Annotated in this window: 20 protein-coding genes and 1 pseudogene; 6 read left to right on the plus strand and 15 right to left on the minus strand. The window is 73.7% G+C overall.

The window, feature by feature from the left end:
• Positions 1 to 113 precede the first annotated feature (113 nt).
• Positions 114 to 1,955: a glycoside hydrolase family 15 protein gene (locus tag AC3EUJ_RS24055; RefSeq protein ID WP_431964635.1), complete on the plus strand. Its 1,842-nt coding sequence runs from the start codon at positions 114 to 116 to the stop codon at positions 1,953 to 1,955.
• On the opposite strand, the gene AC3EUJ_RS24060 is transcribed toward AC3EUJ_RS24055, so the two are convergent.
• From AC3EUJ_RS24060 to pdxR, 3 genes are all read right to left on the minus strand, one after another.
• A complete protein-coding gene (locus AC3EUJ_RS24060) occupies positions 1,952 to 2,713 on the minus strand; it encodes an N-acetyltransferase (RefSeq protein ID WP_431964637.1) in 762 nt (253 codons plus the stop codon). The genes AC3EUJ_RS24055 and AC3EUJ_RS24060 overlap by 4 nt on opposite strands.
• A gap of 50 nt (positions 2,714 to 2,763) precedes the next feature.
• Positions 2,764 to 3,189 carry a hypothetical protein gene (locus tag AC3EUJ_RS24065; RefSeq protein ID WP_431964639.1) on the minus strand — a complete coding sequence of 142 codons (426 nt, stop codon included), beginning with the start codon at positions 3,187 to 3,189 and terminating at the stop codon, positions 2,764 to 2,766.
• A gap of 160 nt (positions 3,190 to 3,349) precedes the next feature.
• Positions 3,350 to 4,810: a MocR-like pyridoxine biosynthesis transcription factor PdxR gene (gene pdxR, locus AC3EUJ_RS24070; RefSeq protein ID WP_431964641.1), complete on the minus strand. Its 1,461-nt coding sequence runs from the start codon at positions 4,808 to 4,810 to the stop codon at positions 3,350 to 3,352.
• 75 nt (positions 4,811 to 4,885) lie between these two features.
• On the opposite strand from pdxR, the pseudogene AC3EUJ_RS24075 reads away from it, so the two are divergent.
• Positions 4,886 to 5,218 (plus strand): annotated as a pseudogene (locus AC3EUJ_RS24075) (EamA family transporter); the annotation flags it as partial.
• Positions 5,219 to 5,905: 687 nt separating this feature from the next.
• Here AC3EUJ_RS24075 and AC3EUJ_RS24080 read toward each other — a convergent pair.
• On the minus strand, positions 5,906 to 7,354 hold the full coding sequence (locus AC3EUJ_RS24080; RefSeq protein ID WP_431964643.1) for an NCS2 family permease: 1,449 nt from the start codon (positions 7,352 to 7,354) through the stop codon (positions 5,906 to 5,908).
• A gap of 335 nt (positions 7,355 to 7,689) precedes the next feature.
• Between AC3EUJ_RS24080 and AC3EUJ_RS24085 the strand changes: the two genes are divergently transcribed.
• The gene (locus tag AC3EUJ_RS24085) at positions 7,690 to 9,513 is read left to right on the plus strand and encodes a tetratricopeptide repeat protein (RefSeq protein WP_431964645.1); all 1,824 of its coding nucleotides are present in this window, start codon (positions 7,690 to 7,692) and stop codon (positions 9,511 to 9,513) included.
• Between the two features lie 9 nt (positions 9,514 to 9,522).
• On the opposite strand, the gene AC3EUJ_RS24090 is transcribed toward AC3EUJ_RS24085, so the two are convergent.
• Positions 9,523 to 10,269, minus strand: a complete 747-nt coding sequence (locus AC3EUJ_RS24090; protein WP_431964647.1) for an SDR family oxidoreductase — start codon at positions 10,267 to 10,269, stop codon at positions 9,523 to 9,525.
• 253 nt (positions 10,270 to 10,522) lie between these two features.
• Here AC3EUJ_RS24090 and AC3EUJ_RS24095 point away from each other — a divergent pair, with 253 nt between their 5' ends.
• A complete protein-coding gene (locus tag AC3EUJ_RS24095; RefSeq protein ID WP_431964649.1) occupies positions 10,523 to 11,287 on the plus strand; it encodes a GntR family transcriptional regulator in 765 nt (254 codons plus the stop codon).
• Between the two features lie 22 nt (positions 11,288 to 11,309).
• Here AC3EUJ_RS24095 and AC3EUJ_RS24100 read toward each other — a convergent pair whose 3' ends face one another.
• Both AC3EUJ_RS24100 and AC3EUJ_RS24105 read right to left on the minus strand, forming a co-directional pair.
• Positions 11,310 to 12,932, minus strand: a complete 1,623-nt coding sequence (locus AC3EUJ_RS24100) for an alpha/beta hydrolase (protein ID WP_431964651.1) — start codon at positions 12,930 to 12,932, stop codon at positions 11,310 to 11,312.
• 164 nt (positions 12,933 to 13,096) lie between these two features.
• Complete coding sequence (locus tag AC3EUJ_RS24105; protein ID WP_431964653.1) at positions 13,097 to 14,254, minus strand: ROK family transcriptional regulator; 1,158 nt, start codon at positions 14,252 to 14,254, stop codon at positions 13,097 to 13,099.
• Between the two features lie 128 nt (positions 14,255 to 14,382).
• On the opposite strand from AC3EUJ_RS24105, the gene AC3EUJ_RS24110 reads away from it, so the two are divergent.
• Together AC3EUJ_RS24110 and AC3EUJ_RS24115 are read left to right on the plus strand one after the other, a co-directional pair.
• The gene (locus AC3EUJ_RS24110) at positions 14,383 to 14,829 is read left to right on the plus strand and encodes a hypothetical protein (RefSeq protein ID WP_431964655.1); all 447 of its coding nucleotides are present in this window, start codon (positions 14,383 to 14,385) and stop codon (positions 14,827 to 14,829) included.
• A 346-nt stretch (positions 14,830 to 15,175) separates the two neighbouring features.
• A complete protein-coding gene (locus AC3EUJ_RS24115; protein WP_431964742.1) occupies positions 15,176 to 15,781 on the plus strand; it encodes an IS3 family transposase in 606 nt (201 codons plus the stop codon).
• 716 nt (positions 15,782 to 16,497) lie between these two features.
• Here the strand turns inward: AC3EUJ_RS24115 and mug are convergent.
• From mug to AC3EUJ_RS24155, 8 genes are all read right to left on the minus strand, one after another.
• Positions 16,498 to 16,986: a G/U mismatch-specific DNA glycosylase gene (gene mug / locus AC3EUJ_RS24120; protein ID WP_431964657.1), complete on the minus strand. Its 489-nt coding sequence runs from the start codon at positions 16,984 to 16,986 to the stop codon at positions 16,498 to 16,500.
• Between the two features lie 65 nt (positions 16,987 to 17,051).
• Positions 17,052 to 18,485 carry an adenylosuccinate lyase gene (gene purB / locus AC3EUJ_RS24125; RefSeq protein WP_431964658.1) on the minus strand — a complete coding sequence of 478 codons (1,434 nt, stop codon included), beginning with the start codon at positions 18,483 to 18,485 and terminating at the stop codon, positions 17,052 to 17,054.
• A gap of 265 nt (positions 18,486 to 18,750) precedes the next feature.
• Positions 18,751 to 19,521: an SGNH/GDSL hydrolase family protein gene (locus tag AC3EUJ_RS24130; RefSeq protein WP_431964660.1), complete on the minus strand. Its 771-nt coding sequence runs from the start codon at positions 19,519 to 19,521 to the stop codon at positions 18,751 to 18,753.
• A 37-nt stretch (positions 19,522 to 19,558) separates the two neighbouring features.
• Entirely contained in the window at positions 19,559 to 20,584 is a 1,026-nt protein-coding gene (locus AC3EUJ_RS24135; RefSeq protein WP_431964662.1) for a hemolysin family protein, read from the minus strand.
• Positions 20,581 to 21,945 (minus strand): hemolysin family protein, encoded by a 1,365-nt coding sequence (locus AC3EUJ_RS24140; protein ID WP_431964664.1) that lies wholly within the window; start codon positions 21,943 to 21,945, stop codon positions 20,581 to 20,583. Before AC3EUJ_RS24140 ends, AC3EUJ_RS24135 begins: the two co-directional genes overlap by 4 nt.
• A 181-nt stretch (positions 21,946 to 22,126) precedes the next feature.
• The gene (locus AC3EUJ_RS24145; protein ID WP_431964666.1) at positions 22,127 to 22,558 is read right to left on the minus strand and encodes a GNAT family N-acetyltransferase; all 432 of its coding nucleotides are present in this window, start codon (positions 22,556 to 22,558) and stop codon (positions 22,127 to 22,129) included.
• Between the two features lie 41 nt (positions 22,559 to 22,599).
• On the minus strand, positions 22,600 to 23,547 hold the full coding sequence (locus tag AC3EUJ_RS24150) for a TIGR03621 family F420-dependent LLM class oxidoreductase (protein ID WP_431964668.1): 948 nt from the start codon (positions 23,545 to 23,547) through the stop codon (positions 22,600 to 22,602).
• 57 nt (positions 23,548 to 23,604) lie between these two features.
• Positions 23,605 to 26,172, minus strand: a complete 2,568-nt coding sequence (locus AC3EUJ_RS24155; protein ID WP_431964670.1) for an ABC transporter permease — start codon at positions 26,170 to 26,172, stop codon at positions 23,605 to 23,607.
• Between the last annotated feature and the right edge of the window lie 11 nt (positions 26,173 to 26,183).

Below are 26,183 nucleotides of genomic sequence, written 5' to 3' on the forward strand. Positions count from 1 at the left end.
CGGCCGGGCGGGCGGTCGCGGCCGGGCGCGCGTTCCCGGCCGAGAAGGAGGAGGGCCTGGGGGTTAGTCTGAATGGTGGCTTTTGCCGGTTCCTGGCACGCGAGGAGGCCACCGTGACAGCCGAAGCCCTCCGGTCCGAGTTCGCGCCGGCCGACGGCCGGTACCTGCCCATCGCCGCCCACGGGCTCATCGGCGACCTGCGCAGCGCCGCGCTGGTCGGTACGAACGGGACCATCGACTGGTACTGCTGCGGGCGCTTCGACGCCCCCAGCGTCTTCGCCTCCATCCTCGACGCCGACCGGGGTGGCAGCTTCGAGCTGGCCGCGGACGTTCCCGCGCGCACCAAGCAGTTCTACTTCCCCGACACCAATGTGCTGATCACCCGGTTCTTCGCCGAGGACGGCATGGGCGAGGTGCAGGACTTCATGCCGGTCGTCGACGAGTCCCACGAGGCCGACCGGCACCGCCTGATCCGCCGCGTGGTCTGCGTACGGGGCATGCTGCCGTTCCGGATGCGGGTGGCGCCGCGCTTCGACTACGGCACCATGCCGCACACCGTGCACATGAACGGCATGCAGGCGCTGTTCGCCACCCCCGCCCAGACCATCGCCCTGACCTGCTCGGTACCGCTGGAGGACGACGGCCGGGACGTCTGGGCCCAGTTCAAGCTCTCCGAGGGCGAGGCCGCCGTCTTCGCCCTGGACCAGGTCGGCGACGGGGTCGGCCCGCGCGGCTGCCCGCTGACCGAGGCGGAGGACCAGTTCGAGAAGACCGTGCAGTACTGGCGGCACTGGCTCTCCCAGTCGAAGTACCGGGGACGCTGGCGCGAGATGGTGCACCGTTCCGCGCTGACCCTGAAACTGCTCACCTACGCGCCGACCGGCGCCATCATCGCCGCGCCCACCACCAGCCTCCCCGAGCGCATCGGCGGCGAACGCAACTGGGACTACCGCTACGTCTGGATCCGCGACGCCGCCTTCTGCGTGTACGCGCTGCTCCGGCTGGGCTTCACCGACGAGGCCGAGGCCTTCATGAACTTCCTGTCGGACCGCGTCTGCGTGGGAGGACCGCGCTGCACCGCCGGCCCCTTGCAGATCATGTACGGCATCGACGGCCGATCCGAGCTGCCCGAACGGGAGCTCGGCCACCTGGAGGGCTACGCGGGCTCGGCGCCGGTCCGGGTGGGCAACGACGCCGTCCACCAACTTCAACTGGACATCTACGGCGAGCTCATCGACTCCCTCTACCTGTACGACAAGTGGGGCAAGCCGATCTCCAGCGACCACTGGGACACCGTCTGCGAACTCGTGGACTGGGTCTGCGACAACTGGGACCAGCCCGACGAGGGCATCTGGGAGACCCGCGGCGGCCGCAAGAACTTCCTGTACTCCCGCGTGATGTGCTGGGTGGCGATCGAGCGCGGCATCCGGATGGCGAACCACCGCGGCCTGCCCGCCAACCGCGAACGCTGGTACGGGGCCCGCGACCACCTCTACCGGCGGATCATGAGGAACGGCTGGTCGGAAAAGCGGGGCGCGTTCACCCAGAGCGAGGGCGAGGACGTGCTGGACGCGTCGGTGCTGATGATGCCGCTGTCCAAGTTCATCTCGCCGACCGACCCCAAGTGGCTCTCGACACTCGACGCCCTCGGCAAGGACCTGGTATCGGACTCACTGGTCTACCGCTACGACCCCCTGGCGAGCCCGGACGGCGTGCCCGGCGACGAGGGCACCTTCTCCATCTGCTCCTTCTGGTACGTCGAGGCCCTCACCCGCGCCGGGCGCAAGGACGAGGCGCGGCTGGCCTTCGAGAAGATGATCACCTACGGCAACCACCTGGGCCTGTACGCCGAGGAGATCGACCGTGCCGGGGAGCAGCGCGGCAACTTCCCGCAGGCCTTCACGCACCTCGCCCTGATCAGCGCCGCCTTCAACCTCGACCGGGCGTTGGGCTAACGCGGCTCCGTGCGGTGCCGGACCCAGACGTTGGGTTCGACGTACACGGCGTGGTCGTGCGCGGTGTCGCAGTGCACCGGCACCAGGGCGCCGGGCACCTCGACGGCGCCGTCGCGGTCGAAGGGGAGCCCCGTCCAGCGCCGCCACTGGGACAGCGTCCCGCTGACCGTCATCGAGGCCGGCGCCACCTTCACGATGACGCCGCCCGCCCTGACGTGCACCCGCAGCCACGGGTCCTCCGGCAGCCCGTCCTCGCGCCGCAGGCCTGCGTAGTCGGCCATGGGGAGCCGCGGACGCAGGTGCTTGGCGGTGGGACGGACCGGGGCGAGCAGCGCGTCGTGGCCGAGGCCCCGCGCGGTGTCGCGCAGCGCGGCCACCATGCGGTGCGACAGGCCCCGGCCCAGGTGGCCGGTGTCGATGGTGATCTCCAGCGCGCTTGCGGCCGTCGCCGCACGCCCGTCGCGCAGATCGGCGTACGCCCACACCAGTACGCGGTCCCAGCCCTGGTCGGGGGTCTCCTCGCGGCCCTCGCGGGTCGCGTCGAAGGGGACGGCGAAGCCGCGCGCCACGACCCGGTCGCTGTCGGTCGCGACGACGCAGTACTGCGGGAAGTCCTCGGCCACCCGGTGCAACAGGGCCCCGGCGACCGGGTCCTGGGGGACGAAGGCCGGCCAGTTCTCGGAGATCTCCCAGAGCCGGGAGGTCAGCTCGGGGCGCTCGGCGAGCGGGGTGATGCGTACGGTCGCGGTGTCGTTCACGAGGCAGCACCCTGTCAGACGCGCCGCCGCCGCGGCATCCCGTTTTCCCCTCAGGCGGCCCGGCCCACGCCCGAGCGGGCCACGACCGCGGCGGCGCGGCGGACCGCCGCGGCGCCCGGCCCCGGCTTCCGGAACCGGCACCCCGGGCCGGCGCGGTGAGCGGCACGGCGGCGAGCAGCAAGGGGCCCGTGGCCGGTGACCGCGGCCGTCGCGAAGCCGCCCGCGATCACCAGCAGCCCGTACCGGGCCGGCCGCGCCCGGCCGGTCCGGTCCACCGGCGAGGCCGGCGTGAATTCGGCGCAGGCCGAGCCGAGCAGCAATGCGCTGCCGACCGCCCCGGCCTGGGAACCGCTCAGCGCGAGCCCGGTGGCGAGGCGGCCGACGACGGTCGGCATGAGGTACGGCGCGAGGTAGCCGACGCAGAAGAGCGCGACCAGCGGCAGCAGGGCGCGCGAGGGCGCGGTCCGCGAAGACATGGGCGTTCCCGGGTGAGGGACGGCCGAAGGCACGGCGAGCAGAGGGGAGGAGTGGTGCGACCGTCGACGGACAGGAACGCGCGGAACCATGTGTATCAAGCAACCAGGCTCGCCGATAAAGGGGTATTCCCCGCTCAAACCCGCTGTTGCCGAATTGAGATCAGACGCTCGCGCGGAGCACACGCACACAGGTCTCGACGTCGCCCGCCGACAGGTGCGCGTAGCCGAGGACCAGCCGCACCCTGTCGTCCCCTCCCGCTTCTCCCTCGCCGGCCCCGGCGGTGTAGGACGACAGCGGCCGCAGCGTCACCCCGGCGCGCGCCGCCCGCGCCAGGAACACCGGCTCGGGACCGAGGCGTTCGGGCAGCGCCGCCACGACGTGCAGACCGGCCGCGATCCCCGACACCTCCGTGCCCGGGAAGTGCCGCTCCAGCGCCCGTACGAGCGCGTCCCGGCGCTCCCGGTACCGCCGCTGGCAGCGGCGCAGATGACGGTCGTACTGACCGGAGCGGACGAACTCGGCGAGCACCGCCTGCTCGGTCACCGGATTGCCGAGGTCCATCGTCCGCTTCCGCGCGGCCGCCGCCTCCGCGACGTCCGGCGGCGCCACCAGCCAGCCCAGCCGCAGGCCCGGTGCCAGCGTCTTGCTGACCGAACCGGCGTAGGCCACACGGTCGGGGGCCAGTCCCTGCAGCGCGCCGACCGGGGCCCGGTCGTAACGGAAGTCGCCGTCGTAGTCGTCCTCGATCAGCAGGCCGTCCACGCGCCGTGCCCACTCCAGCAGTTCGGCCCGCCGCCGCGGCGGGCAGGCCGTCCCCGTGGGGAACTGGTGGGACGGCGTCACCACCGCCGCCCGGGCGCCGGACGCCGCGAGCGCCACCGGGTCGAGCCCGTTCCCGTCCACCGGGACCGGCACCGCCGTCAGGCCCACGGCCGCGAACAGCGCCGCCTGCTCCGGGCTGCCCGGGTCCTCCACCGCCACCGACCGCACACCCCGCCCGGCGAGCACCATCCCCAGCAGGGTCAGCGCCTGCGCGACACCCGAGCACACCACGAGCCGCCCCGGGTCCGCCGCCACCCCGCGCCGGCGGGCCAGCAGGTCGGCCAGCGCGCCGCGCAGTTCCGGCAGCCCGCGCGGATCGGGATAGCCGAGCGCCAGGCTCGGCAGCCGGCCGAGCACCCGCCGGTGCGCCGCCGTCCACGCCGCCCGGGGGAACAGCGACAGGTCCGGCACCCCGGGGCGGAAGTCCGCGGGACCGCCCCGCACGTCCACGGGGGAACCGTCCGGCACCGCGGCGACGGGCCGCGCCACCGCGCCGGCCACCCACGTGCCCGCGCCCTGCCGGCTCAGCAGGTACCCCTCGGCGGTGAGCTGCGCGTACGCGTCCGTCACCAGGCCCCGCGACACCCCCAGATCCGCGGCCAGTTCACGGCTCGACGGCAGCGGCGTGCCCGCGGCGAGCCGCCCCGAGCGGACGGCGTCGCGCAACGCCGCCTGGAGCACCCGGCCGCGCCGCCGGGCGGGCGCGCCCGCCGCCGGCAGCAGCAGCTCCCACGCCGCCGTCCACGGACCGCCGCCTTCGCCGCCGTCCCCGCTCCCACTGGTCCCCGTAACCGTCATCGCATTGGACCTTAAACCGGACCGGCCGGCCTTCCTAACGTGCCTGCCATGGATCTCTCGTACCGCCGCGGGGCGATGCTCGCGGCCCTCGCCTGCGTCCTGGTCGGCGGCTCCTTCACCGCGTCCGGGGTCCTCGTGGGATACCCGCACGCCGGGGGCCAGGCCCTGCGCTACGGCCTGGCCTGCCTGCTCCTGCTGCCCCTCGCCCGGCGCGGTGCCGGGCGACGGCTGCGCGCGCTCACCCCGCGGGAGTGGGCGCGGCTGGCCGTGCTGGCCGCCACCGGGATGGTGGCCTTCAACCTCGCGGTGCTGGGTGCCGAGCGCACCGCAGAACCGGCCGTGCCCGGGGTTCTGGTGGGCTGCGCGCCCGTCGTCGTCGCCGTGCTGGTGCCCGCCGCGGCGGGCCGGCGCCCGGCACCGCGGGTGACGGCGGCCGCCGTCCTGGTGGCCGCGGGGGCGTTCGTGGTGCAGGGCTGGGGCGCCGCCGACGCCGCCGGGCTGCTGTGGTCGCTGGCGGCGCTCGGCGGAGAGGTCGCCTTCGCCGTGCTGGCCGTGCCGGTGCTTGCGCCGCTCGGGCCGAAGCTGCTGTCGGCGTGCGTGTGCGGCGTCGCCGCGGCCGAGGCAGCGCTGCTCGGCTTCGCCCTCGACGGCGCGGCCGCTTTCCGGCCGCCCACCGGCGCCGAGGCGCTGGCCCTGGGCTGGCAGGCGGCGGTCACCACCGTGATCGGCTTCGTCTGCTGGTACGCGGGCGTCCAGCGGATCGGCGCCGAGCGCGCGACGCTCTTCTCCGGGCTGATCCCGGTCTCCGCCGCGGTGACCGCGCCGCTCGCCGGCGTGGGCACGTACGGCCCCGGACAGCTGGCCGGCAGCCTGCTGGTGGCGGCAGGGGTGGCGTTCGGCGCGGGGTGCGCCACATCACACCGGGCGATCCGGAACGGGCGGGAACTCCGGCCCTGCGCCGGTAGTTCGACAGGTACGGGCCGCGCGCGGAGCGCCGGCCCGGCCAGCGGCCCCGACCGGGGGCCCCCGTCCCGGTCGGGGTCTTCATCGTGGGGCCGCGGGAGGCCGTGCCGGCCGCCCGCGGCCCGCCGGGCGCTACCCGACCCCGAGCAGCTGCTCGATCGGGTCGATCGCGAAGTAGACGACGAACAGCGCCGACACCACCCACAGCAGCCAGTGCACCTGCCGGGCCTTGCCGAGCACGGCCTTGAGCAGCACGAAGGCGATGAAGCCGGCACCGATGCCGTTGGTGATCGAGTATGTGAAGGGCATCACGGAGATGGTCAGGAACGCGGGGATGGCGATCTCGAAGTCGTCCCAGCCGATGTTCTTGACCTGGGTCATCATCAGGAAGCCGACCGCGACCAGCGCCGGGGCCGCCGCCTGCAGCGGCACGATCGTCAGCAGCGGGCTCAGGAAGAGCGCCACCGCGAACAGACCGCCGGTGACCAGGTTGGCGAAACCGGTACGGGCCCCCTCGCCGACGCCCGCCGCCGACTCGATGTAGGCCGTGTTCGACGACGAAGAGGCCGCGCCGCCCGCGACCGCCGCGGCACCGTCGATGAGCAGCACCCGGCCCAGGTTGGGGACCTTGCCCTCCTCGTCCAGCAGGCCGGCCTCGGCCGTGATGCCGACGACCGTGCCCATGGTGTCGAAGAAGTCCGACAGGATGAGGGTGAAGACCAGCAGCACCACCGTGATGAAGCTGACCTCGGCGAAGGCGCCGAAGAGGCTGAAGTGCCCCAGCAGCCCGAAGTCCGGCGCGGCGAACACGTCGTCCGGCACCTTGGGCGTGGTCAGCCCCCAGCTCTTCACGTCCGCGACGGCGTCGACCACGATCGCCAGCACTGTCATGGCGACGATGCTGATCAGGATCGCGCCCTTCACCTTCCGGGCCAGCAGCGCGATCGTCAGCAGCACCCCCAGGCAGAAGACGAGCACCGGCCAGCCCGACAACGCACCGGTCCCGCCCAGTTGGACGGGCACCGTGGTGTTCGCCGCGTCCGGGATGCGGCTGACGAAGCCGGCGTCCACGAAGCCGATGAAGGCGATGAACAGGCCGATGCCCACGCTGATCGCCTGTTTCAGCGGCTGGGGTATCGCGTGCATCACCGCCTCGCGCAGCCCGGTCACCACCAGGACGCAGATCACCAGGCCCTCGATGACGATCAGGCCCATCGCGTCGTCCCAGCTCATCATGGGCGCGATCTGGAAGGCGACCACCGCGTTGAGGCCGAGGCCCGCCGCGATGGCCAGCGGCAGGTTGCCGCCGACGCCCATGACGATGGTCATGACCGCCGCCACCAGCGCGGTGGCGGTGACCAGCTGACCGGTCGACAGGACGTGGCCGAACTTGTCCTTCGCGCTCCCCAGGATGATCGGGTTCAGCACGAGGATGTACGCCATGGTGAAGAAGGTGGCGAAACCGCCGCGGACTTCGCGGCCGAAGGTCGACCCGCGCTCCCCGATGCGGAAGTAGCGGTCCCATGGATTCTGCGGTGGCGGCGGCGAGCCCTTCGCCACGTCGGTGGCCTGAGCGGACATGGTGCTCCTCGGGGTTGGTGCGACAACCGGGCAACCTGCTGGAGGCTGGAGGGATTGTGTACGCCGGAACGCCCGCTCGGGTTTTGAATCCGTTTCCTTGTGTTAACGAATCGGCATTGCCCGGCGCCTCACGCGCGGCCGACGTCGAAGTCCGCGTGACCCCGGGGCTCCACCATCCGCCCGGTCGGCCGAACTCCTGCGGCGAGGTCCTCGGGGTGAGCGTGTGCGTTCTCCACACCGCCTTCCTACCAGGGCACACCGACAGGGCGTTCAACGGCGTCGGTTAGGGTGCCCGGGGCGGGGGCGCCAGGAGCGGTTCGAGGTGGGGAGCGGCTGTGCACGAACATCCGGAGGGCCACGGGGGCGGGGCGCGCCTGGAGGCGGAGGGCGAGGTGGCCACCGCGCGCATCGCGCTGGCCGGGGGTGACCTCGGGCACGCCGCCCGGCACCTCGAGGACGCACTGGCGCGTGACCCGGGACTCCCCGAGATCCACGAGGCGCTGGCCGAGTTCGCCGCGCGTGTCGGGGGCGCGGAGCCGGCGCTGACGTACTTCGCCCCCGAGCAGCGGGCGTTCATCGGCACCGTGGCGGCGCGCGGCCACCTCTGCGCGGTCGCGGGCCACTGGGACGAGGCCGTCGGCCTGCTCGCCCAGTGCGCCGGGCACGAACCGCAGCGGCCGTGGCTGGACGTGGCGTGGCTGCGCCGCCCCGACATCGCGGAACTCGTCCGCCCGGACACCGTGGCCCGCGCCGCCGCGCGCGTCGCGCCGCACCTGCCCGACCCCGTGGACGAGGAGCGGCGCGGCCCGCTGCTGCCGCTTCTCGACCTGGTCCGGGCGAGCGCCGCGCGCCACCCCGGCCACACGATGCTGCTCTGGTGCGGTTCCAGCCTCGCCCGCCGCATGGGCGGCTGCGAGGAGGCCGTGGGCTGGGCACGCCGCTCGTACGAGCTCGAACCCTCCCACCCCGCCGCGGTGATGCTCGGCTACGCGCTGCGCAGCGCCGGCCGCCCCGCGCAGGCGCTGGACGTCTGGCAGCGCGAGGTCGCCCGCGATCCCTCCGACCTCGACCTGTACGTCGACATCGCCGAGTTGCTGGAGTCGCTCGGCCGTCCCGCCGAGGGTGTGGCGTGGGCCGAGCGGGCGCTGGCGGCCGACCCCGCGCACCCCAAGGCGGCACCCGCCGTTCACGCGCTGCGTCACGCGGTGGAGCCGGACCTGCGGCACCTGGTCGCCCTCGCCGACCACCTGCGGGCGCAACCCGGGCATGGCTACGCCGCGGACCTGCTGACCCGGCTGAGCCAGGGCACGCCGTGGCTCAACTGGATACCCGGGGGCAACGAGGCCGTCGTCAGCCTGCTGCACCAGGCGCTCGGGCAGTCCGTGCCCGCCGAGGCCGGGCTGACGCTCACCGTCTCCGCCCTGGAACCGCCGAGCGCGCTGCTCGCACTGCGGGCCGCCTATCCGAACGCGGTGACCGAGATCCAGTCCGTGCCCGACCCGGACCTGCGGATCGCCCCGCGCCCCGTCGAGGTCGCGTTGTGGGCCTACGAGGGCACGACCGCCCGGCCCGCCGTACGCCCGCCGTCCCCGGAGGCGGCCGAAGCGGTGCGCCGGCTGGCGTGGCACGGCTGGCCGCACCTGGTCGCGGCCTACGACGACGCGGTGGCGCTCTCCGGGCTCGAACCCGAGGACCTGCTCGGCGTGCTCGTCCACCCGCCGGCCCCGCGCGAGGACGACCTGGGCCGCGCGCTCGCCGCCCAGGCCCCCGACCTGTGGATACGGTGCGTGCAGGTCTGGGCGTGCCTGGGTCTGGCGCATCACCGCACGGACGAGCCCTGGGCCGTCTCACGGCGCCGCGCGCTCCTGGTGGACGTACTGAACAACGCCGAGGACTGGGTGTGCGAGGCGGCCGCCCTCGCGATCGTCGCGACCGCCTGGACCGATCCCGCCGTGCGCAAGGACGCGGCCGGGCTCGTCGGGCGCCGCCTGCTGGACGCCCTGGAGGCGAGGCGGAGCCGCGTCGTCACCCTGACCTGGTCGCTGTGCCACCTCGCCCTCGCCACACCGGAGCTGATCCCCCAGGTCGCCGCGCTCGCCACCGACGTGCTGCGCACGATCGACGCGGAGGACGAAGAGGAGGCCGCCGCCCGGGAGTAGCGGGCGGCGCTACAGACCGCCGGAGACGCGCAGCACCGCGCCCGTGGTGTAGGACGCGTCCGGCGACATCAGCCACGCCACCGCGCCGGCGACCTCGTCCGGCTCACCCGGCCGCCGCATGGGCACGCGCTCGCGGTTGCGCCAGGGCCGCTCGGGGTCGCCCATCGCGGCGTGGATGTCGGTCACGATCATGCCGGGCTGCACGGAGTTGACGCGTACGCCGTCCGGGGCCAGTTCCTTGGCAAGGCCCACGGTCAGCGCGTCGACCGCCGCCTTGCTGGCGGCGTAGTGCACGTACTCCCCGGGACCGCCGAGTGTCGCGGCGCCGGAGGAGATGTTGACGATCGCGCCGCCCCGGCCGCCGTGCCGCGTGGACATCCCCAGAGCCGCGCGCCGGGCGCACAGGATCGCGCCCATCACGTTGACGTCGATCACCCGGCGCATGACCTCGACCGGGGTCTCGGTGAACCGTCCCAGCGGACCGGTGATGCCGGCGTTGTTGACGAGACCGGTCACCGCGCCGAGCTGTTCGCCCACCGTGTCGAAGAGCGCGTCCACCTGCGCGGCGTCGCTGGTGTCGACGCGCACCACGACGCAGCGGGCGCCCGCGTCCCGCACCTTGCGCGCGGTGTCCTCCGCGGCGTCGGCGTCCCGCTCGTAACCGATACCGACGGCGTGCCCCCCGCGTGCCAGCCGCAGGGCGACCGCCGCGCCGATTCCGCGGCCGCCACCGGTGACCACCGTGACCGGACCCATGCCAGCTCCCTCACTCACTCGACGTGATCACGAACGCTACCAGCGCGCGAAGGGCGCATGACGGGCGCGAACACCTCGTGAACAGCGCGCGGTCGTGCCCGCCGCACGTTGCCAGGCCCCTGAGCATTGGTCTTGACCAAGTCGAAGGGCCGCTCTATCGTCGCCTAGTAGTGCAAGAACCTTTAATAAAGAGCCGTTCGGAAACAAGGCTGAACAAACCCCGGACGGCGTCAGCCCGATCGCGGAGGACAGGGTGGGGACCACGCAGCTCGAGAACGTGCCGGAGCCCAAGTACTGGCACCTCAAGACCGTGCTCGTCGACGCCCTCGACTCCGAGTTCGAGGTCGGCGAGATCCTGCCCAACGAGCGCGAGCTCGCCGCCCGTTTCGGCGTCGCCCGGGCCACCTTGCGCCAGGCCCTGGAGCAGCTGGAGCTGGAGGGCCGCCTGCAGCGCCGGCGCGGTGTCGGCACCACGGTCGCGCCGCCGCGCGTGGGCGTCTCCGTCGGCGCGTCGAGCGGCAGCCGGCCCGGCGCCGCGGGTGACGCCTGGCGCACCGTGGGCTGTGTCGAGGCCGTCGCCCCCGCCGCCGTCGCCGACGTGCTCGGCACCGACACCGACGAGGCGGTGCACACCGTCCGCCGGGTCCGCTCGATGGGCGGTCAGCCCGTCGCCACCGAGCTGCTGTACGTTCCCGTGGCCTCCGTCCCCGGCCTCCCCGGCGATTTGACGCCGGCCGGTCACGCGCCCGCGGTCCTGCGGGAGTTGCATGCCCTCGAACTCGACGGCGACGACCGGGCCGTGGAGCTGGGCTCGGCCCGCGCCGAGGACGCCAAGCAGCTCGACCGGCTGCCGGGTGCTCCCGTGCTGGTCGTCACCACCCGCTACTTCAGCGGCGGACGCGTCGCGGCCGTCGCCGTGGCCACCTACCGCGCCGACACCTGCCGGCTGACCTTCGGCGACAGCGGCGGGATGGAGATCACCCACCACGGCCAGGAGCGGCACGCCGCCGCGTCGTGACCCCGCCGCCCGTCCCGTCCGGTCAGTAGAAGCGGCCCGTGTTGGCGTCCTCGGCGCCGCCACGGCCGGAGGGCACGGGCAGCGGGTGCCCGGAGCAGCGGACGTCCCGGTCCCCGACGGTGCCGGACACCAGGTACCGGTCGACGCGCGCAGTGACGCACTCGTTCCAGAAGCTGATCAGGCCGTGGGAGCCGCGCCCCTCCTCGGTGATCATCCGTGAGCCCGGGAGCCTGCGGTGCAGCTCGACCGCGCCCTCGTACGGCGTCGCCGCGTCCCGCTCCGACTGGACGATCAGCACCGGTGGCAGCCCCGACCCCGGGCGCGCCCCGACGTCCACCGCCCGCCCGCCCCCGACCGGCCACGAGGCGCAGGGCAGGTTCAGCCAGGCGTTCGCCCAGGTCTCGAAGGGACGCTGGCGCGCGACCCGCGAGTTGTCGCGGTCCCACACGTTCCAGTCGCGCGGCCATACCCCGTCCGAGCACTCCACCGCCAGGTAGACGGCCTCGCCGTTCTCCTCGTCCTTCGCCTGCCCGGGGTCCGGGGCGGCCGCGGCGATCAACGGGTCGTCGTCACCGCGCAGGTAGCGCGAGAGCAGGTGGGCGAAGGAGACCCAGCGCTGGTCGTAGTACGCGGCCTGCACCGCCGCCGAGTGCAGTTCGCCCGCCCCCACCTTGCCGGCCGGGCGCTTGCCGAGCATCCGCATCGCACGGTCGAAGTTCGCCTGCACGCGGCCGGGCGTCGTGCCGAGACCGTACACGGCGTCGTGTCCGGCCACCCATGCGCGCCAGTCCGCCCAGCGGCGCTCGAAGGCCACGTCCTGCGCGAGGTTGGCGCCGTACCAGACACCGCGCGGGTCCGGGTTGACGACGCTGTCCACGACCATGCGGCGCACGTGCGAGGGGAAGAGGGTGGCGTACACCGCGCCGAGGTACGTCCCGTAGGAGACGCCGTAGTAGTTCAGGCGCGGCTCGCCCAGGGCGGCGCGGATGACGTCGAGGTCCCGCGCGAGGTCCGCGGTGCGCATGTTCCGCAGCAGGGCGCCGCCCCGCGCACCGCAGTCCTCGGCCTTGCGCCGGGCCTCCGCGCGCTTGGCCGCCTTCACCGCGGCGGTGGGCAGTCGCGGGTCGGGGCCGGGGGAGCGCTGGTAGCCCGCCGGGTCCTGGCAGGACAGCGGCGCGGAGTGGCCGACCCCGCGCGGGTCGAAGCCCACCAGGTCGTACGTCCTGGCCGCGGTCTCCCAGACCTTGCGGGTGACCGCCCCCACGCCCGGCCGGCCCACTCCGGGGAACCACAGCCCCGACGACCCCGGGCCGCCCGGGTTGAACACCAGCGAGCCCTGCCGGACGGAGGCGGGGCCCGCCGCGCGCAACCGGCTCACCAGCAGGGCGATCTTCGCGCCGCCCGGCTCCGCGTAGTCCACGGGCACCCGGACCGTGCCGCACTGCACCGGCGCCTTGAGCCCGCTGTCCGCGGGGCACGTCCCGAAGTCGATCCCGGTGGCCCCGGCCGCCCGGGCCGCCACCGCGGCCCCCGCCATGCGCAGGTGCCCGGCGACCACGGGATCCGGGAAGTGCGCGGCGGCCGGGGCCGTCGCCGCGCCGGCCGTCAGCACCACGGACACTGCCAGGATCACTGCTCGCCGCACGCGGGACGCCCTTCGCCGGCCGCGCCCGCGGCGCGGCACCCTCGCCGATGCGACGGATCGTCGGCTGGTCGGACAACCCGGCAAAGCAGGCAGGCCGACGGGCCGCGGAATTTCGCCCGTATTGCCCTGCTTCGTGGTGCGGCGCGACCTCCGTGGGCCGTGGTTCAGCGGCCGAGCAGTGAGGTCCGGGCCACGGCGAACAGCTGTTCCTCGACGTGGTCGAGTGCGAGCCGCAGTGCCCCGGTCGCGACCGCCTCGTGCCCCAGCGCGGACAGCGCGACCTGCGGCGGCCGCAGGCAGTAGCGCGCCAACTCCGTGCGCAGCGGCTCCAGTACGCCGTCCAGGCCGGCCGCCCAGCCGCCGATCACCACCAGCTCCGGGTCTATCGCCAGGACCAGCGCCGCCACGTCGTGCACCAGGCGCTGCAGGAACCGGTCGAAGGCCTCCCGCGCCTGGACGTCCCCCGATCTCGCGAGCGCGAACACCTCGGCCACCGCGGACTCGTCCAGCGGGTGCAGCGGCGTCCCCGTCGTGGACAGCAGCCGTTCCGGCCTCGCCTCACGGCCCAGCAGGTGCAGCGCCCCGATCTCGCCGGCCGCCCCGCCGAAGCCGCGGTGCAGCCGGCCCCCGATCAGCGACCCGGCCCCGGGGCTCAGCCCCGCCAGCACGAACACCAGGTCGTCGGTGCCGACGGCCGCGCCCTTCCAGTGTTCGGCGACGGCGGCGGCGTTCGCGTCGTTCTCGACCAGGACGGGGCAGCGGAACGACCGGCGCAGCCGCTCGCCCAGCGGCAGCCCCGTCCAGCCGGGCAGCGCCGTGCTCAGCCGGACCGCGCCGTCGGTCTCGACGATCCCCGGGCTGCCCACACCGACCGCCCACAGCGTGCTGCGGGCCACGCCGGCCTTGCGCAGCAGCTCGGCGACGGTGCCGCGGACCCGTTCCAGGCGCTCCTCGGCCGGCAGCGTGTCGGCCACGTCGTGCGCCAGCGACCCGAGGACCCGGCCGCTCAGGTCGGACAGCAGCGCCCTGATCTGCCGGGCCCCGATCTCCACGCCCAGCAGGTGCCCCGCCTCGGCGTGGAAGCGGAACCTGCGGGCCGGGCGGCCCTGCTTGCGCGCGTCACCGGGCTCCTGCGGCGCCTCCACCACCAGGCCCGACTCCGTCAGGCCCTCGATCACGCCCTCGACGGTCGGCCGGGACAGCCCCGTCGTCCGCACCAGCTCGGTCAGGCTCACGGCGGGCTCGCCGCGCAGCGCATGGAGCACCACCGCGGAATTGATCCGCCGGAGCAGGGACGGGTCCCCGCCGGTGAGCCGCCCCAACCTACGTCCTCCCAGCTTGCGCGCGTGTTGGCCGGATCGTACCCGCCCTGGCGGCCCGCGGCGAGTAGCACCGGCGAAGGGTTACTGACTCGATGTCAAGTGTCACAGGCGGGGGGTTTACTGGAGCCATGGACCTGCCCGGCCACGTGGCCACCGTCGACGCGCTGCGCGCCCGCCCCTTCCCGGCGCGCGACGAGCGCCACGGCGCGGTCGACAGCGGACCCGGGTACCACATAGCGGACCTTCGGATCAGCGAGGACTTCTGGGACGCCGACGGGGATCCGGCACGCGGACGGCAGGCCGAGGACGACCTGGAAGCCGAGTGCCAGGCCCTGGTCGAGGTGTTCACGCAGCGCTGGGGCGTCCCCGAGACGGTCGACCTCACCGCGCACCTCGAACGCCTCGTCGAAGGGGAGCCGGTGCCCCGCCCGCTCCGCACGCTGTGCGACTACGCCCAGGAGGCGTGGGCCTGGCGCGTCGACGGCCGCTGGATCGGCGTCTGCGTCGGGCAGCGGGACGCGGAGCTGCCCCTCCAGCTCGTGGCCGCCGTCGGTGACGCCGCGGCCCTGCCGTGACCGGTCGCACTCCTCGCCGCGGCCGTTGGGCCGACGGCCGGTTTCGGCCTGATGTGTCGTCAAGCACGACGGCCCGCAACAGGCTGACGGCTGGCACAGCGATCCCGGTGCCCTGGCGCCGTGCCGTACCCGGGGCCGTCATGCCGAGCCCGCACCCCTCCCCGTGCCGCGAGATGACTCCTGGCCCGCCGCCTGAGCCCTGGTCCTGGGCGCGCCACCGCCCCCGTCTTCACCCCAACCAGCCCTCTCCGCCTTCGTCGAGCCCTCGGCTACCCTGCCGGGGCGAGCGGCGCGCGCTACGTGGGGCTCGCCTTCGACACGTGGCTCCCTCGCTGGTCACCGTTGCATCCCAGAGGGGCCCTGCGGGTCCCCTCCGGGGACTGCCCGGCGCAAGGGGCGCGTAGGGCGCTCAAGTGGAGCTCCGCGCGTCCATGCCGTGTTCCGGCGTGAGGGCATCGCCTGCGGCCGTCCTCGGGTTGCGTGGCTGATGCGCCTGGCCGGGTTGGCCGGCCGGCACCGCAGACGGCGACACCGCACCACGATCTTGGACCCGCTCGCGGCCGTCCGCCCTGACCTGATTCTGCGCGACTTCCAGCCGATCCGAGCCGCACTCGATGCGCGGTGGTGCGGCGACATCACGCACGTCCCGTCAGAGGAGGGCTGGTCTGTCTGGCCACCGTTCAGACACCGCCTCTCGCCGGAAGGTGCAGCACCAGGTCGGTGCGGTGCGTCACGTCATGCCGTCCCGTCGCACGGGTCGCCCGGTGCGGCGGCCAGCGAGGCACCACTGAGTGGTAGCACGTCGATCCAGCGACGGCTCCAGCCGGGGGCGAAAGGCTCACTGCTCGCCCGATACAGCAGGAGTAGCGTCACCTTCTCCGACGCAGAGATGAAACATGTCGCAATCGCTGGTTCTCTCGCTTACGGGCATCATCGGAACCTTGATAGGTAGCGGACTGACAGGGTTTCTCGCTCTCCGCTCCGATCGTGTGAAACAGCAAGCGCTTGAGCGGCAGGAGGAACGTCAGACTCACAGGCAAGCGAACTTGCAAGACCTGGACCTCCGCCTAGAGCACCACCGGTGGAGCAGAGAGCACAGGCGAACGGCTTACCAGGAGTTCGCTGAGCGAGTTTTGGCGGCCCGAGGGGCAGCCCTTGACTACCACAGATCCTGCATTCCAGCGGATCCCACCCGAGAGCAGACTCGCACCCTCCGCATGGAGGGAAGGAGGGCACACAGAGATGCCGTCACGGCTTCATACGCGGTGGGGCTGCTAGGGCCCGACGAAGTGTCCGAATGGGCGAACAAGTGCATCGACAGCCTGCGCGACCTGATGAATTGCGCTGAGTCACACGACGCACGGTCTGGCGCGGGAGAGTTGACGCCAGAGGCAGTGAGGGAGATGAACCGCGCGATCGACACTCATTTCGGCGCCACCCAGGAAGCGCTCCGGCTGTTCATTGCAGCCGGACGCGCTACTCTGGATCGCCCCATGCCGCTCCCACTCTGAATTGGTCGGACCAGGCTCGCGCCGCACCGCGCGGACCCTTCGAACGATGCTCTCGCCCGCAAGCGCCGATGGTCTGCAACTGCGGTCGTATCGTCACCGGTCCGTCGGACGCCGCGTCCGACGCGCGTTCCGCCGGGGCCCCGTTCCCACGTGCGCATCAGCCCTGCGACGCGTCGCGGAGGCGACCGTATTCCTCCGTCATGGCCTGCGTCGACCAACCGGCGTTCAGGCCGCTGGGGTTGGGCAGGGCCCAGATCCGGGTGCCGCCGATGGTGCGTTCCTGGGGGCCGATGCGGGCGCGGGGCTCGGCGAAGGCGACGCGGTAGGCGGTGACGCCCACGACGGCGAGCCAGCGCGGCTCGTACCGCAGAACGGTCTCCGTCAACAGCCGCCCGCCTTCCACCAGTTCGTCGCGCGTCAGCTCGTCGGCGCGGGCCGAGGCGCGGGCGACGACGTTGGTGATCCCCAGCCCGTACGTGAGGAGTTCGTCCTGCTCCGCCGGGTCGAGCCGGCGCGGGGTGAACCCGCAGGCGTGCAGCACCGGCCAGAAGCGGTTGCCGGGGCGAGCGAAGTGCCGGCCCGTGGCGGCCGACAGCAGCCCCGGGTTGATGCCGCAGAAGAGCACCCGCAGGCCGTCCGCGATCACGTCGGGGATGACGCGGTCGCGGGCGGCCTCCAGTTCGTCCCGGCTCGGGCGGGGCCGGACCGTGGTCAGAGGATGGCCCCGGGGGTGTAGGCGGCCGCCTGCGGGTACCGGCCGGCGACCTCGCCGACCCGCCGCACGACCTCGGCGACCTGGTCCGCGGCCGCGCCGGTGAAGGACAGGCGGTCGGCCATGAGCGCGTCCAGCTGGGCCCGGTCGAGCGGGATGCGCTCGTCCTCGGCGAGCCGGTCCAGCAGCTCGTTGCGCTCGGCGCCCTTCTCGCGCATGGCGAGCGCCGAGGCGACCGCGTGCTCCTTGATGACCTCGTGCGCCAGCTCGCGGCCGACGCCGGCCCGCACCGCGCCCATGAGCACCTTCGTCGTGGCGAGGAACGGCAGGTAGCGGTCGAGTTCGCGGGCGATGACCGCCGGGAAGGCACCGAACTCGTCGAGCACCGTCAGGAAGGTCTCCAGCAGGCCGTCGAACGCGAAGAACGCGTCCGGCAGGGCCACCCGGCGCACCACGGAGCAGGAGACGTCTCCCTCGTTCCACTGGTCGCCGGCCAGCTCGCCGACCATCGAGGCGTGACCGCGCAGGATGACCGCCAGGCCGTTGACGCGCTCGCAGGAGCGGGTGTTCATCTTGTGCGGCATGGCCGAGGAGCCGACCTGGCCGGGCTTGAAGCCCTCGGTGACCAGCTCGTGGCCGGCCATCAGGCGGATCGTCTTGGCGAGCGAGGACGGCGCGGCGGCCAGTTGCACCAGTGCGGTCACGGCGTCGTAGTCCAGCGAGCGGGGGTAGACCTGGCCGACGGAGGTGAGGACCTCGGAGAAGCCGAGGTGCGCCGCGATCCGGCGCTCCAGCTCGGCGAGCCTGCCGGCGTCACCGCCGAGCAGGTCGAGCATGTCCTGAGCGGTGCCGACCGGTCCCTTGATACCGCGCAGCGGGTAGCGGCCGAGCAGGTCCTCGACCCGGGCGAAGGCGACCAGCAGCTCGTCGGCGGTGGTCGCGAAGCGCTTGCCGAGGGTGGTGGTCTGGGCGGCCACGTTGTGCGAACGGCCGGCCATGACCAGCTCCGCGTACTCGGCGGCGAGCCGGCCGAGCCGGGACAGGACGGCGACGGTGCGGTCGCGCACGTGCTCCAGGGAGAGCCGGATCTGCAGCTGCTCGACGTTCTCGGTGAGGTCGCGCGAGGTCATGCCCTTGTGGACGTGCTCGTGCCCGGCGAGGGCGTTGAACTCCTCGATGCGCGCCTTGACGTCGTGCCGGGTGACCTTCTCCCGCTCGGCGATCGACGCCAGGTCGACCTGCTCCAGCACCCGCTCGTAGTCCGCGATGGCCTGGTCAGGCACCTCGATCCCCAGGTCCTTCTGGGCCCGCAGGACCGCCAGCCACAGGCGGCGCTCCAGCACCACCTTCTGCTCGGGGGACCACAGGGTGGCGAGCTCCGCGGAGGCGTAGCGGCCGGCCAGGACGTTGGGGATGCGGGGCTTGGAAGTCACGTAGCGAGATTCTACTGCGCGTCGGCGCAGGTCAGCGCCCCGGACCGGTCTATGCGCGTAGCGCGCTGGGGCGCTCGGATCCGGTGGTCGCCGGGCCGGCCACCGGGGCCACCCGGAGAGCTGACAGCGCGCGACCTGCGGACCGCCCGGCTCCCCGGCGGCAACGCCCGCCCCGGGCGGTCCCGCCGGGGCTGACGTCCGGTCCCGCAAAGTCCCGCCTCCTGCCCACGGGCACAGTGCGAGCGCGGCGCCCCCGGAGGTTCGTTCAGAACTCGTACGGGACCAGTTCGGCGCGCTTGGGGGGCAGTCCGTCGCCGGAGGAGCGGCCGGTGAGGCGGCGGCCGATCCACGGGACGAGGTGCCGGCGGGTGAAGCGCAGGTCGGCGGCGCGGCGCGCGGGCCAGGACAGGGGGACGGAGTCGGGCAGGGCCTTGGTCCAGTCGAACTGCGGGGTGTGCCCGAGGGTCTGCCAGACCGCCTCGGTGACCCGGCGGTGGCCCTCGCCGTCCAGGTGCAGGCGGTCCTCCGCCCACAGGCGCGGGTCGCCCAGCACCTGGGCGCCGTACAGGTCCACCACGAGCGCGCCGTGCCGGGCGGCCAGGTCGTCGACGAAGCCGAACAGGTGTTCCATGCGGGGCAGGAAACGCGTGGCCACCGGGCCGCGGCGGGCCGGGCTGCGCATCAGCACCAGCTGCCGGCAGGACGGCGCCAGCCGCTCCACGGCCTCCTCCAGCAGCGCGCACACCTTCACCACGTCGCACTTGGGCCGCAGCACGTCGTTGAGCCCGCCCACCAGGGTCACCAGGTCGGCCTCCATCGAGGCGGCGGTCTCCACCTGCTCGTCCACGATCTGCTGGATCAGCTTCCCGCGCACCGCCAGGTTCGCGTAGCGGAAGCCCGGCGTGTGGGCGGCGAGGCGCCCGGCGAGGAGGTCGGCCCAGCCCCGGTAGGAGCCGTCGGGGAGCGCGTCCGACATGCCTTCGGTGAAGGAGTCGCCGAGCGCGACGAAGCTGGTGTGGGAGGCGTTCATCTGCATGGCGGGCGAGATCCTACCGGCCCCGCGGAGCGCCGTTTCAGGCGGCCGGTGCGTGGCCCACGAGTTCCTTCAGCACGTCCTCCATGGTCACCAGACCGAGGCCTCGGCCCTGGTCGTCGACGACCGCCGCCAGGTGCGCGCCGCTGGCCCGCATCGCCGCCAGGACGTCGTCCAGCGGGGTGGCCGCGCCGACCCGGGTGATGCGGCGGAGCGCGCCCCGGGGGAAGGGCTGGTCGTGGCGGCTGGGGCCGAGGGCCAGGGCGTCCTTCACATGGAGGTAGCCGAGGATGCGGCAGGCGTCGTCGGTCACCGGGAAGCGCGAGAAGCCGGACCGCGCGGCCAGGCGCTCCAGCCCCGCAGGGGTCATCCCGAAGCGCGCCGACACCACGCGATCCCACGGGACGACGACCGCGCGGACCGGGCGGCGCCCCAGCTCCAGGGCGTCCTGCAGGCGGATCGCGGCCCGCTCGTCCAGCAGCCCGGCCTGACCGGCGTCCGTCACCATCCGGGCCAGCTCGTCGTCCGAGAACACCGCCGCGACCTCGTCCTTCGGCTCGACCCGCAGCAGTTTCAGCAGCCCGTTCGCGAAGGCGTTGACCGCGAAGATCACCGGGCGCAGCGCCCGCGCCAGCGTCACCAGCGGCGGACCGAGGACGAGCGCGGTCCGCTCCGGGGCGGCCAGCGCGATGTTCTTCGGGACCATCTCGCCGAGCAGCATGTGTGCGTACGTGGCCAGGACCAGGGCGATCGCGAACGACAGGGCGTGGATCGCGCCCTGCGGGACATGCAGCAGGTGGAAGAGCGGCGCCAGCAGGTGCTCGATGGCCGGTTCCGCCACGATGCCCAGCACCAGGGTGCACAGCGTGATGCCCAGCTGGGCGGCGGCCATCAGCGGCGACAGGTGCTGCAGCCCCCACAGGACGTGGCGCGCCCCGCGCTCCCCGGCCTCCGCGCGGGGCTCGATCTGGCTGCGCCGGACGGAGATCATCGCGAACTCGGCGCCGACGAAGAAGGCGTTCACGACCAGGGTCAGCGCGCCGATGAACAACTGCAGGAAGGTCATCGCGCACCCGCCTGCCCGTCGTCCGCGCCCTGCGGCGCGAACCCGTTCTGCGCGCGCGGCGCCGGGGAGATCAGCCGTACGTGCGCCGCGCGGTGGTGCGAGTCGTCGGTGACCTCCACCAGCCAGCCGTTGACCTCGACGGTGTCGCCGGTGGCCGGGATCCGCCCGAGCCGCTGGGCGACCAGACCGGCCAGCGTCTCGTAGGGGCCGTCGGCGACCCGCAGGCCGATGTGCGCGAGCCGGTCGGTCCGCACGGCGCCGTCGGCGTCGTAGACGCGGCGGCCGGTGCGGTCCTGGTGGATGAAGGCCAGGTCGGGGGTCTCCAGCGGGTCGTGCTCGTCACGGACCTCCCCGACGACCTCCTCCACGATGTCCTCCAGGGTGACGACGCCCGCGGTTCCGCCGTACTCGTCGATGACGACGGCCATGCTCATCGAGCCGGACAGCCGGTCCAGCAACCGGTCCACGGGGAGGGTCTCGGGGACCGGTACCGGCTCCCGCAGCAGCGGGGTGATCGGGTGCCCCTCACGGCGCTCGTACGGCACGGCCAGGACGTCCTTGATGTGGACGATGCCGATCACGTTGTCCAGGCCGCCCCGGTGGACGGGGAAGCGGGACAGGCCCGTGGCGCGGGTGATGTCGGCGACGTCCCGGCAGGTGGCGCCCTCCTCCAGGGCGACGACCTGGACGCGGGGGGTCATCACGTTCTCGGCGGTCAGCCCGGCCAGGCTCAGCGTCCGTACGAACAGCTCGGCGGTGTCGGCCTCCAGCGCGCCCGCCCGGGCGGAGTGCCGGGCCAGGGCCACCAGCTCCTCGGGGCTGCGCGCCGAGGCGAGCTCCTCGGCGGGTTCCATGCCCAGGCGGTGCAGTACACGGTTGGCGGTGTTGTTCAGATGGCGGATGAGCGGGCCGAAGGCGGCGGTGAAGACGGTCTGCGGCGGGGCGACGGCCTTGGCCACCGGCAGCGGACGGGAGATCGCCCAGTTCTTGGGGACGAGCTCGCCCACCACCATCAGCACCACCGTCGAGATGCCGGTGCCCAGCACCAGGCCCAGTGACGCGGCCCCGGCGGCCGACATCCCCAGCGCGCGCAGCGGGCCCGCCAGCAGCTCGGCGATGGAGGCCTGCGCCAGCATGCCGATCACCAGTCCGGTGACGGTGATACCGAGCTGGGCCCCGGAGAGTTGCACCGTCAGGCTGCGCACGGCCCGCAGCGCCGCGCAGGCACCGCGCTCACCCGCCTTCTCGGCCCGTTCCAGGTCGGTGCGCTCGACCGTGGTCAGGGAGAACTCCGCGGCGACGAAGACGGCGCAGGCCAGGGTCAGCAGCAGCGCGACGGCCAGGAGCAGCACTTCGGTCATCGGGACACCTCGGTCCCATGATCGGCCAGGCCGGGGTGGACCGCGCGCCGCGGGCGTGAGCGAGGCGACCGGAGGCGTGACGGACTCGCGGGGTCGTCCATACGCCCATCGTAGGAACCGCGGGCACCACGGACAGCCCGGGAGCGCGGCCAGGGGTTGCGCCCCGGATCCGGCGGGCGCGCTACCGGGTCCGCTGGAAGGGCTTGGTCCAGCGGCGCCAGTGGTGCTCGGGCGCGTAGCCCGCCGAGCGCCAGGCGTGGTGGGCGCGCTCGTTGCGCTCCAGCACCATGGCGTCGCCGCGGCGGCCGCCCAGTGCCGTGAAGCGCTCCTCGGCCGCCGCCAGCAGGGCGCGGGCGATGCCCTGCCGCCGCCGCTCGGGGTGGACCGCCAGCCGGTACAGATGGCAGCGCCAGCCGTCGAAGCCCGCGATGACCGTGCCGACGAGCACGCCGCCGTCCTCGGCGAGCAGCAGCGCCCCGGGGTCGCGTGCGATGAGCCGCGCCACGCCCTCCGGGTCGTCGCTGATGCTGGTGCCCTCGGCGGCCGTCTTCCAGAACTCCAGCACCCGTCCGGCGTCGGCCGGTACCGCGCCGCGTATCCCGAGATCGTCCATGCGGGTCAGCCAAGCAGTCCCCGGCCCGGGCGTCGAGTGAATCAGGGCCTCCCGGGCCCTTCCGCCGGTTCCGCGCGGCGCAGCTCCTCGATCACCGGGGCGAAGGCCTCCATGGCGGGTTCCAGCACGGTGACGTAGCTGAAGCCGAGGCGCTCCCGGCCCCGCCGCAGCTGCTCCGCGATCTCGGCGACCGTGCCGACGAGGAGCGTCGGCAGGTCGAGCAGTTCCTTCTCGTCCAGGTACGGCGCGTGCGGGGCGAACTCGTGGACCGCCGCCGCGCGGTCGTCGGTGATCACGACCCGCTGGACGAGGACGTTGAACTCCGGGTCGGTGTCGTACGCGGCGGCGAACCCGCGCGCCGCCGCGACCCGCTCCTCCACGGTCGCGGCGGACAGCAGCCGCAGCGAGCCGTCGTCCTTGGCGGGGTCGGCCTCCGCGCCGGTGAAGGCGACGACGGCCGCGTGCCGGGCCGCCAGGCGCAGCACACGCGGGCCGTTCCCGCCCAGGAGCAGCGGGGGCAGCGGCGCGCCGGCGCCGTGGGTACCGCCGCCGTTGGTGCCGTCCACGCCGTCCACGCCGTCCGGTGCCGGGAGCAGCCGGGTCAGCGCCTCGACGGTGCGTTCCAGGTGGTCGACCCGGTCTCGGGCGGTGCCGTAGGGCAGGCCGGCGCGTTCGAACTCCTCGCGAACGTAGCCCGCGCCGAGCCCCAGCTCCAGGCGGCCGCCCGTGAGCCGGACGGCGGTGGCGACCTCGCGGGCCAGCAGGACCGGGTTCCAGAACGCCGCGTTGAGCACGAAGGTCCCCAGCCGTGGGCGCCGCGTGGCGTGCGCCGCCGCGACCAGTGAGGGGAACGGAGCCGGCCGGCCCAGGTGGTCCGGCACCTGCAGCACGTCGTAGCCGAGCGCCTCCACCCGGCGGCACTTGTGCTCCCACGCGTCGCCCTGCGCGGGCTCGAGCAGATTGACACCGAACCGGAACCGTCGCGCCATGACCGCCCCCCTCGTCTCCCGTCCGCCGGTCAACGACCTTCCCCGCCGCCGGGCCGCTCACTCGTGCGCGATCGCGGCCAGGACGTTCATCCGCGAGGCGCGCAGGGCCGGCAGCAGCGCCGCGACCAGGCCGACCACCACGGAACCGGCCATCACCGCCCCCACCGTGGTCCACGGGATCGCGAACGCCCGCATGCCCTCCAGCGCCAGCACCTCGTGCGTCACCACGCCCCAGACCAGACCCAGGGCCAGCCCCAGCACGGCGCCGAAGACCGCGATCACCACGGACTCCAGCCGGATCATCCGGCGCAGCTGCATCCGCGACAGACCGATCGCCCTGAGCAGCCCGATCTCCCGGGTGCGCTCGATCACCGACAGAGCGAGGGTGTTGACGACACCCAGCACGGCGATGATGATCGCCAGCCCGAGCAGCGCGTAGACCAGGTTCAGCAGCACGGAGATCTGGGTGCGCACCAGGTTCTTGTAGTCCGCCTGGTCGCGGACCTCCACCTGCGGATAGGGCTTGAGGGCCCGCTCCAGGTTCGCCCGCAGCGTGGGCTTGTCCGTGCCGGGGGCGGCGTTCACGTACAGCGCGGCGTCCTGGCCGCGGGGCAGGAACCGCTCGGCGGTGGCCAGGCCCATGGTGAGGGTGGCGTCGTCGCCGAGCAGGGTGCTCTGGCTGGTGGTCAGCGCGCGCAGGGTGAACGTCGACGAGCGGCCGTCGACGAAGCGCAGGGGGATCCGGCTGCCCACGCGCAGCCCGTGGTGGGCGGCGTACGTCGCGGAGAGCGAGAGGCTGTCGCGGGCCAGGGCGCGGGCCGTGTCGCCCGCGGCGTACTCCAGGTTGAGCGCCCGGTCCGCCCCGGGTCCGATCGCCGTCCCCGTCAGCTTGGTCGTGCGGTGGCCGGGCAGGGTCATCAGGACGGATACGTACCGCACCCGCACCACCTCCCCGGCGCCGCGCACCTTCCGCACCCGGTCGGTGATCTCCGGGGAGAAGGGCGCGAAGTGGGTGCCCTGCACGACGTAGTCCGCGCCCAGGGCCCGGTCGATCTCCTGGTCGAAGGAGCTCGCCATCGACGTGCCGGCGATGGACATGCCCGTGACCAGGGCCAGGCCGATCATCAGCGCGCCGGCGGTCGCGCCCGTGCGGCGCGGGTTGCGCAGCGCGTTGCGCTGGCTCATCCGCCCCACCGGCCCGAACACATGGGGGAACGCCCCGCCCAGCACCCGGATCACCGGCCGCACCAGCAGCGGCCCCACGACCACCGCCGCGATCAGCGAAAGACCGATGCCGATCCCCAGGAACGTCGCGGCGTCACCGGTGCTCCCGGCCACCGCCGCCCCGGTCAGCGCCCCCGCGGCCACCAGCGTCGCGACCGCGCCGCCCACCGCCCGCGACCGCAGGCTCCGCCCGCTCCCGGCGACCTCGGCGTCGTACAGCGCCGCCATGGGGGAGACCCGGGCCGCACGCCGCGCCGGCAGGTAGGCCGCGACCAGCGTCACCAGCAGCCCGACGCCGAACGCCGCCGCCGGTACGCGCCGGCGGATGACCATCTCGGCGGCGTCGATGTTCATCCCGAACACGCCGAGCAGCCGGAACAGGCCCGCCGCGAGCCCGATGCCGCAGGCCAGCCCCAGGGCGGAGCCCACCACCCCCAGCAGCAGCGCCTCCACCAGCACCGACCGCCGCACCTGCCCGCGGTCCGCCCCCAGCGCGCGCAGCAGGCCCAGCTCCCGGGTGCGCTGGGCGATCAGCATCGAGTAGGTGTTGACGATCAGGAAGACCCCGACCAGGACCGCGACCCCGGCGAAGCCCAGCATCACGTACTTGATCACGTCCAGGAGGGTGGCCAGGCTGTCCACCGCTGACTTCGCCTGCTCGGCCTGGGTCGTGTAGGTGTAGTGCGGTCCGAGCGCGGCGGCGATGCGCCGCTTCAGCACGTCGTCCGAGACCCCAGGAGCGGCGTCGGCCTGGACCGACGTCGCGACACCGGTCCGGCCCAGCAGGCGCGACTGCGAGGTGGGGGTGTCGACGAACAGCAGGGCGGCGCCCGGGTTGGTCGTCGTGAAGGTGGCGATGCCGACGAGCCGGACGGGGAACGCTCCCGGCTGTGCCAGCACCCGCAGCCGGTCGCCGATCCTCAGGTGCCGTTTCGCGGCGGTGTCGGCGTCGATCAGCGCCTCGTCGGGGCCGTGCGGCGCGTGCCCGCTGGTCAGCCGGACCGGACTGCGCGGGTTCCCCGACCAGTTGGTGGCCACCGTGAGAGCTCCGCTGGTCGGCTCCACCGGCCGGTCCTCCGCGTCGACGACGGTGGTGTTGTGCACGGTGATGTCGATCCGCGCGTCCGCGACGCCCGGTACCGCCTTCACCCGGTCCAGGAGCGACGCCGGCAGGGTGCGCACCTGCCCGGAGGCGAACTGCTGGTCCTCGCTGAAGGCCTCCGGGGGACCCACCGTCACATCGGCGGACGTGGAGGCGAACAAACGGTCGAAGGTGCGGTTGACGGTGTCGGAGAAGATCATGCTGCCGGTGACGAAGGCCACCGACAGCAGGACGGCGAGCGCGCTGAGCAGCAGCCGGCCCCTGTGGGCCAGGAAGCTGCGCAGCGTCGCCCGGAGCATCGCCGCGGCGC

This window comes from Actinacidiphila sp. bgisy160, from assembly GCF_057707815.1.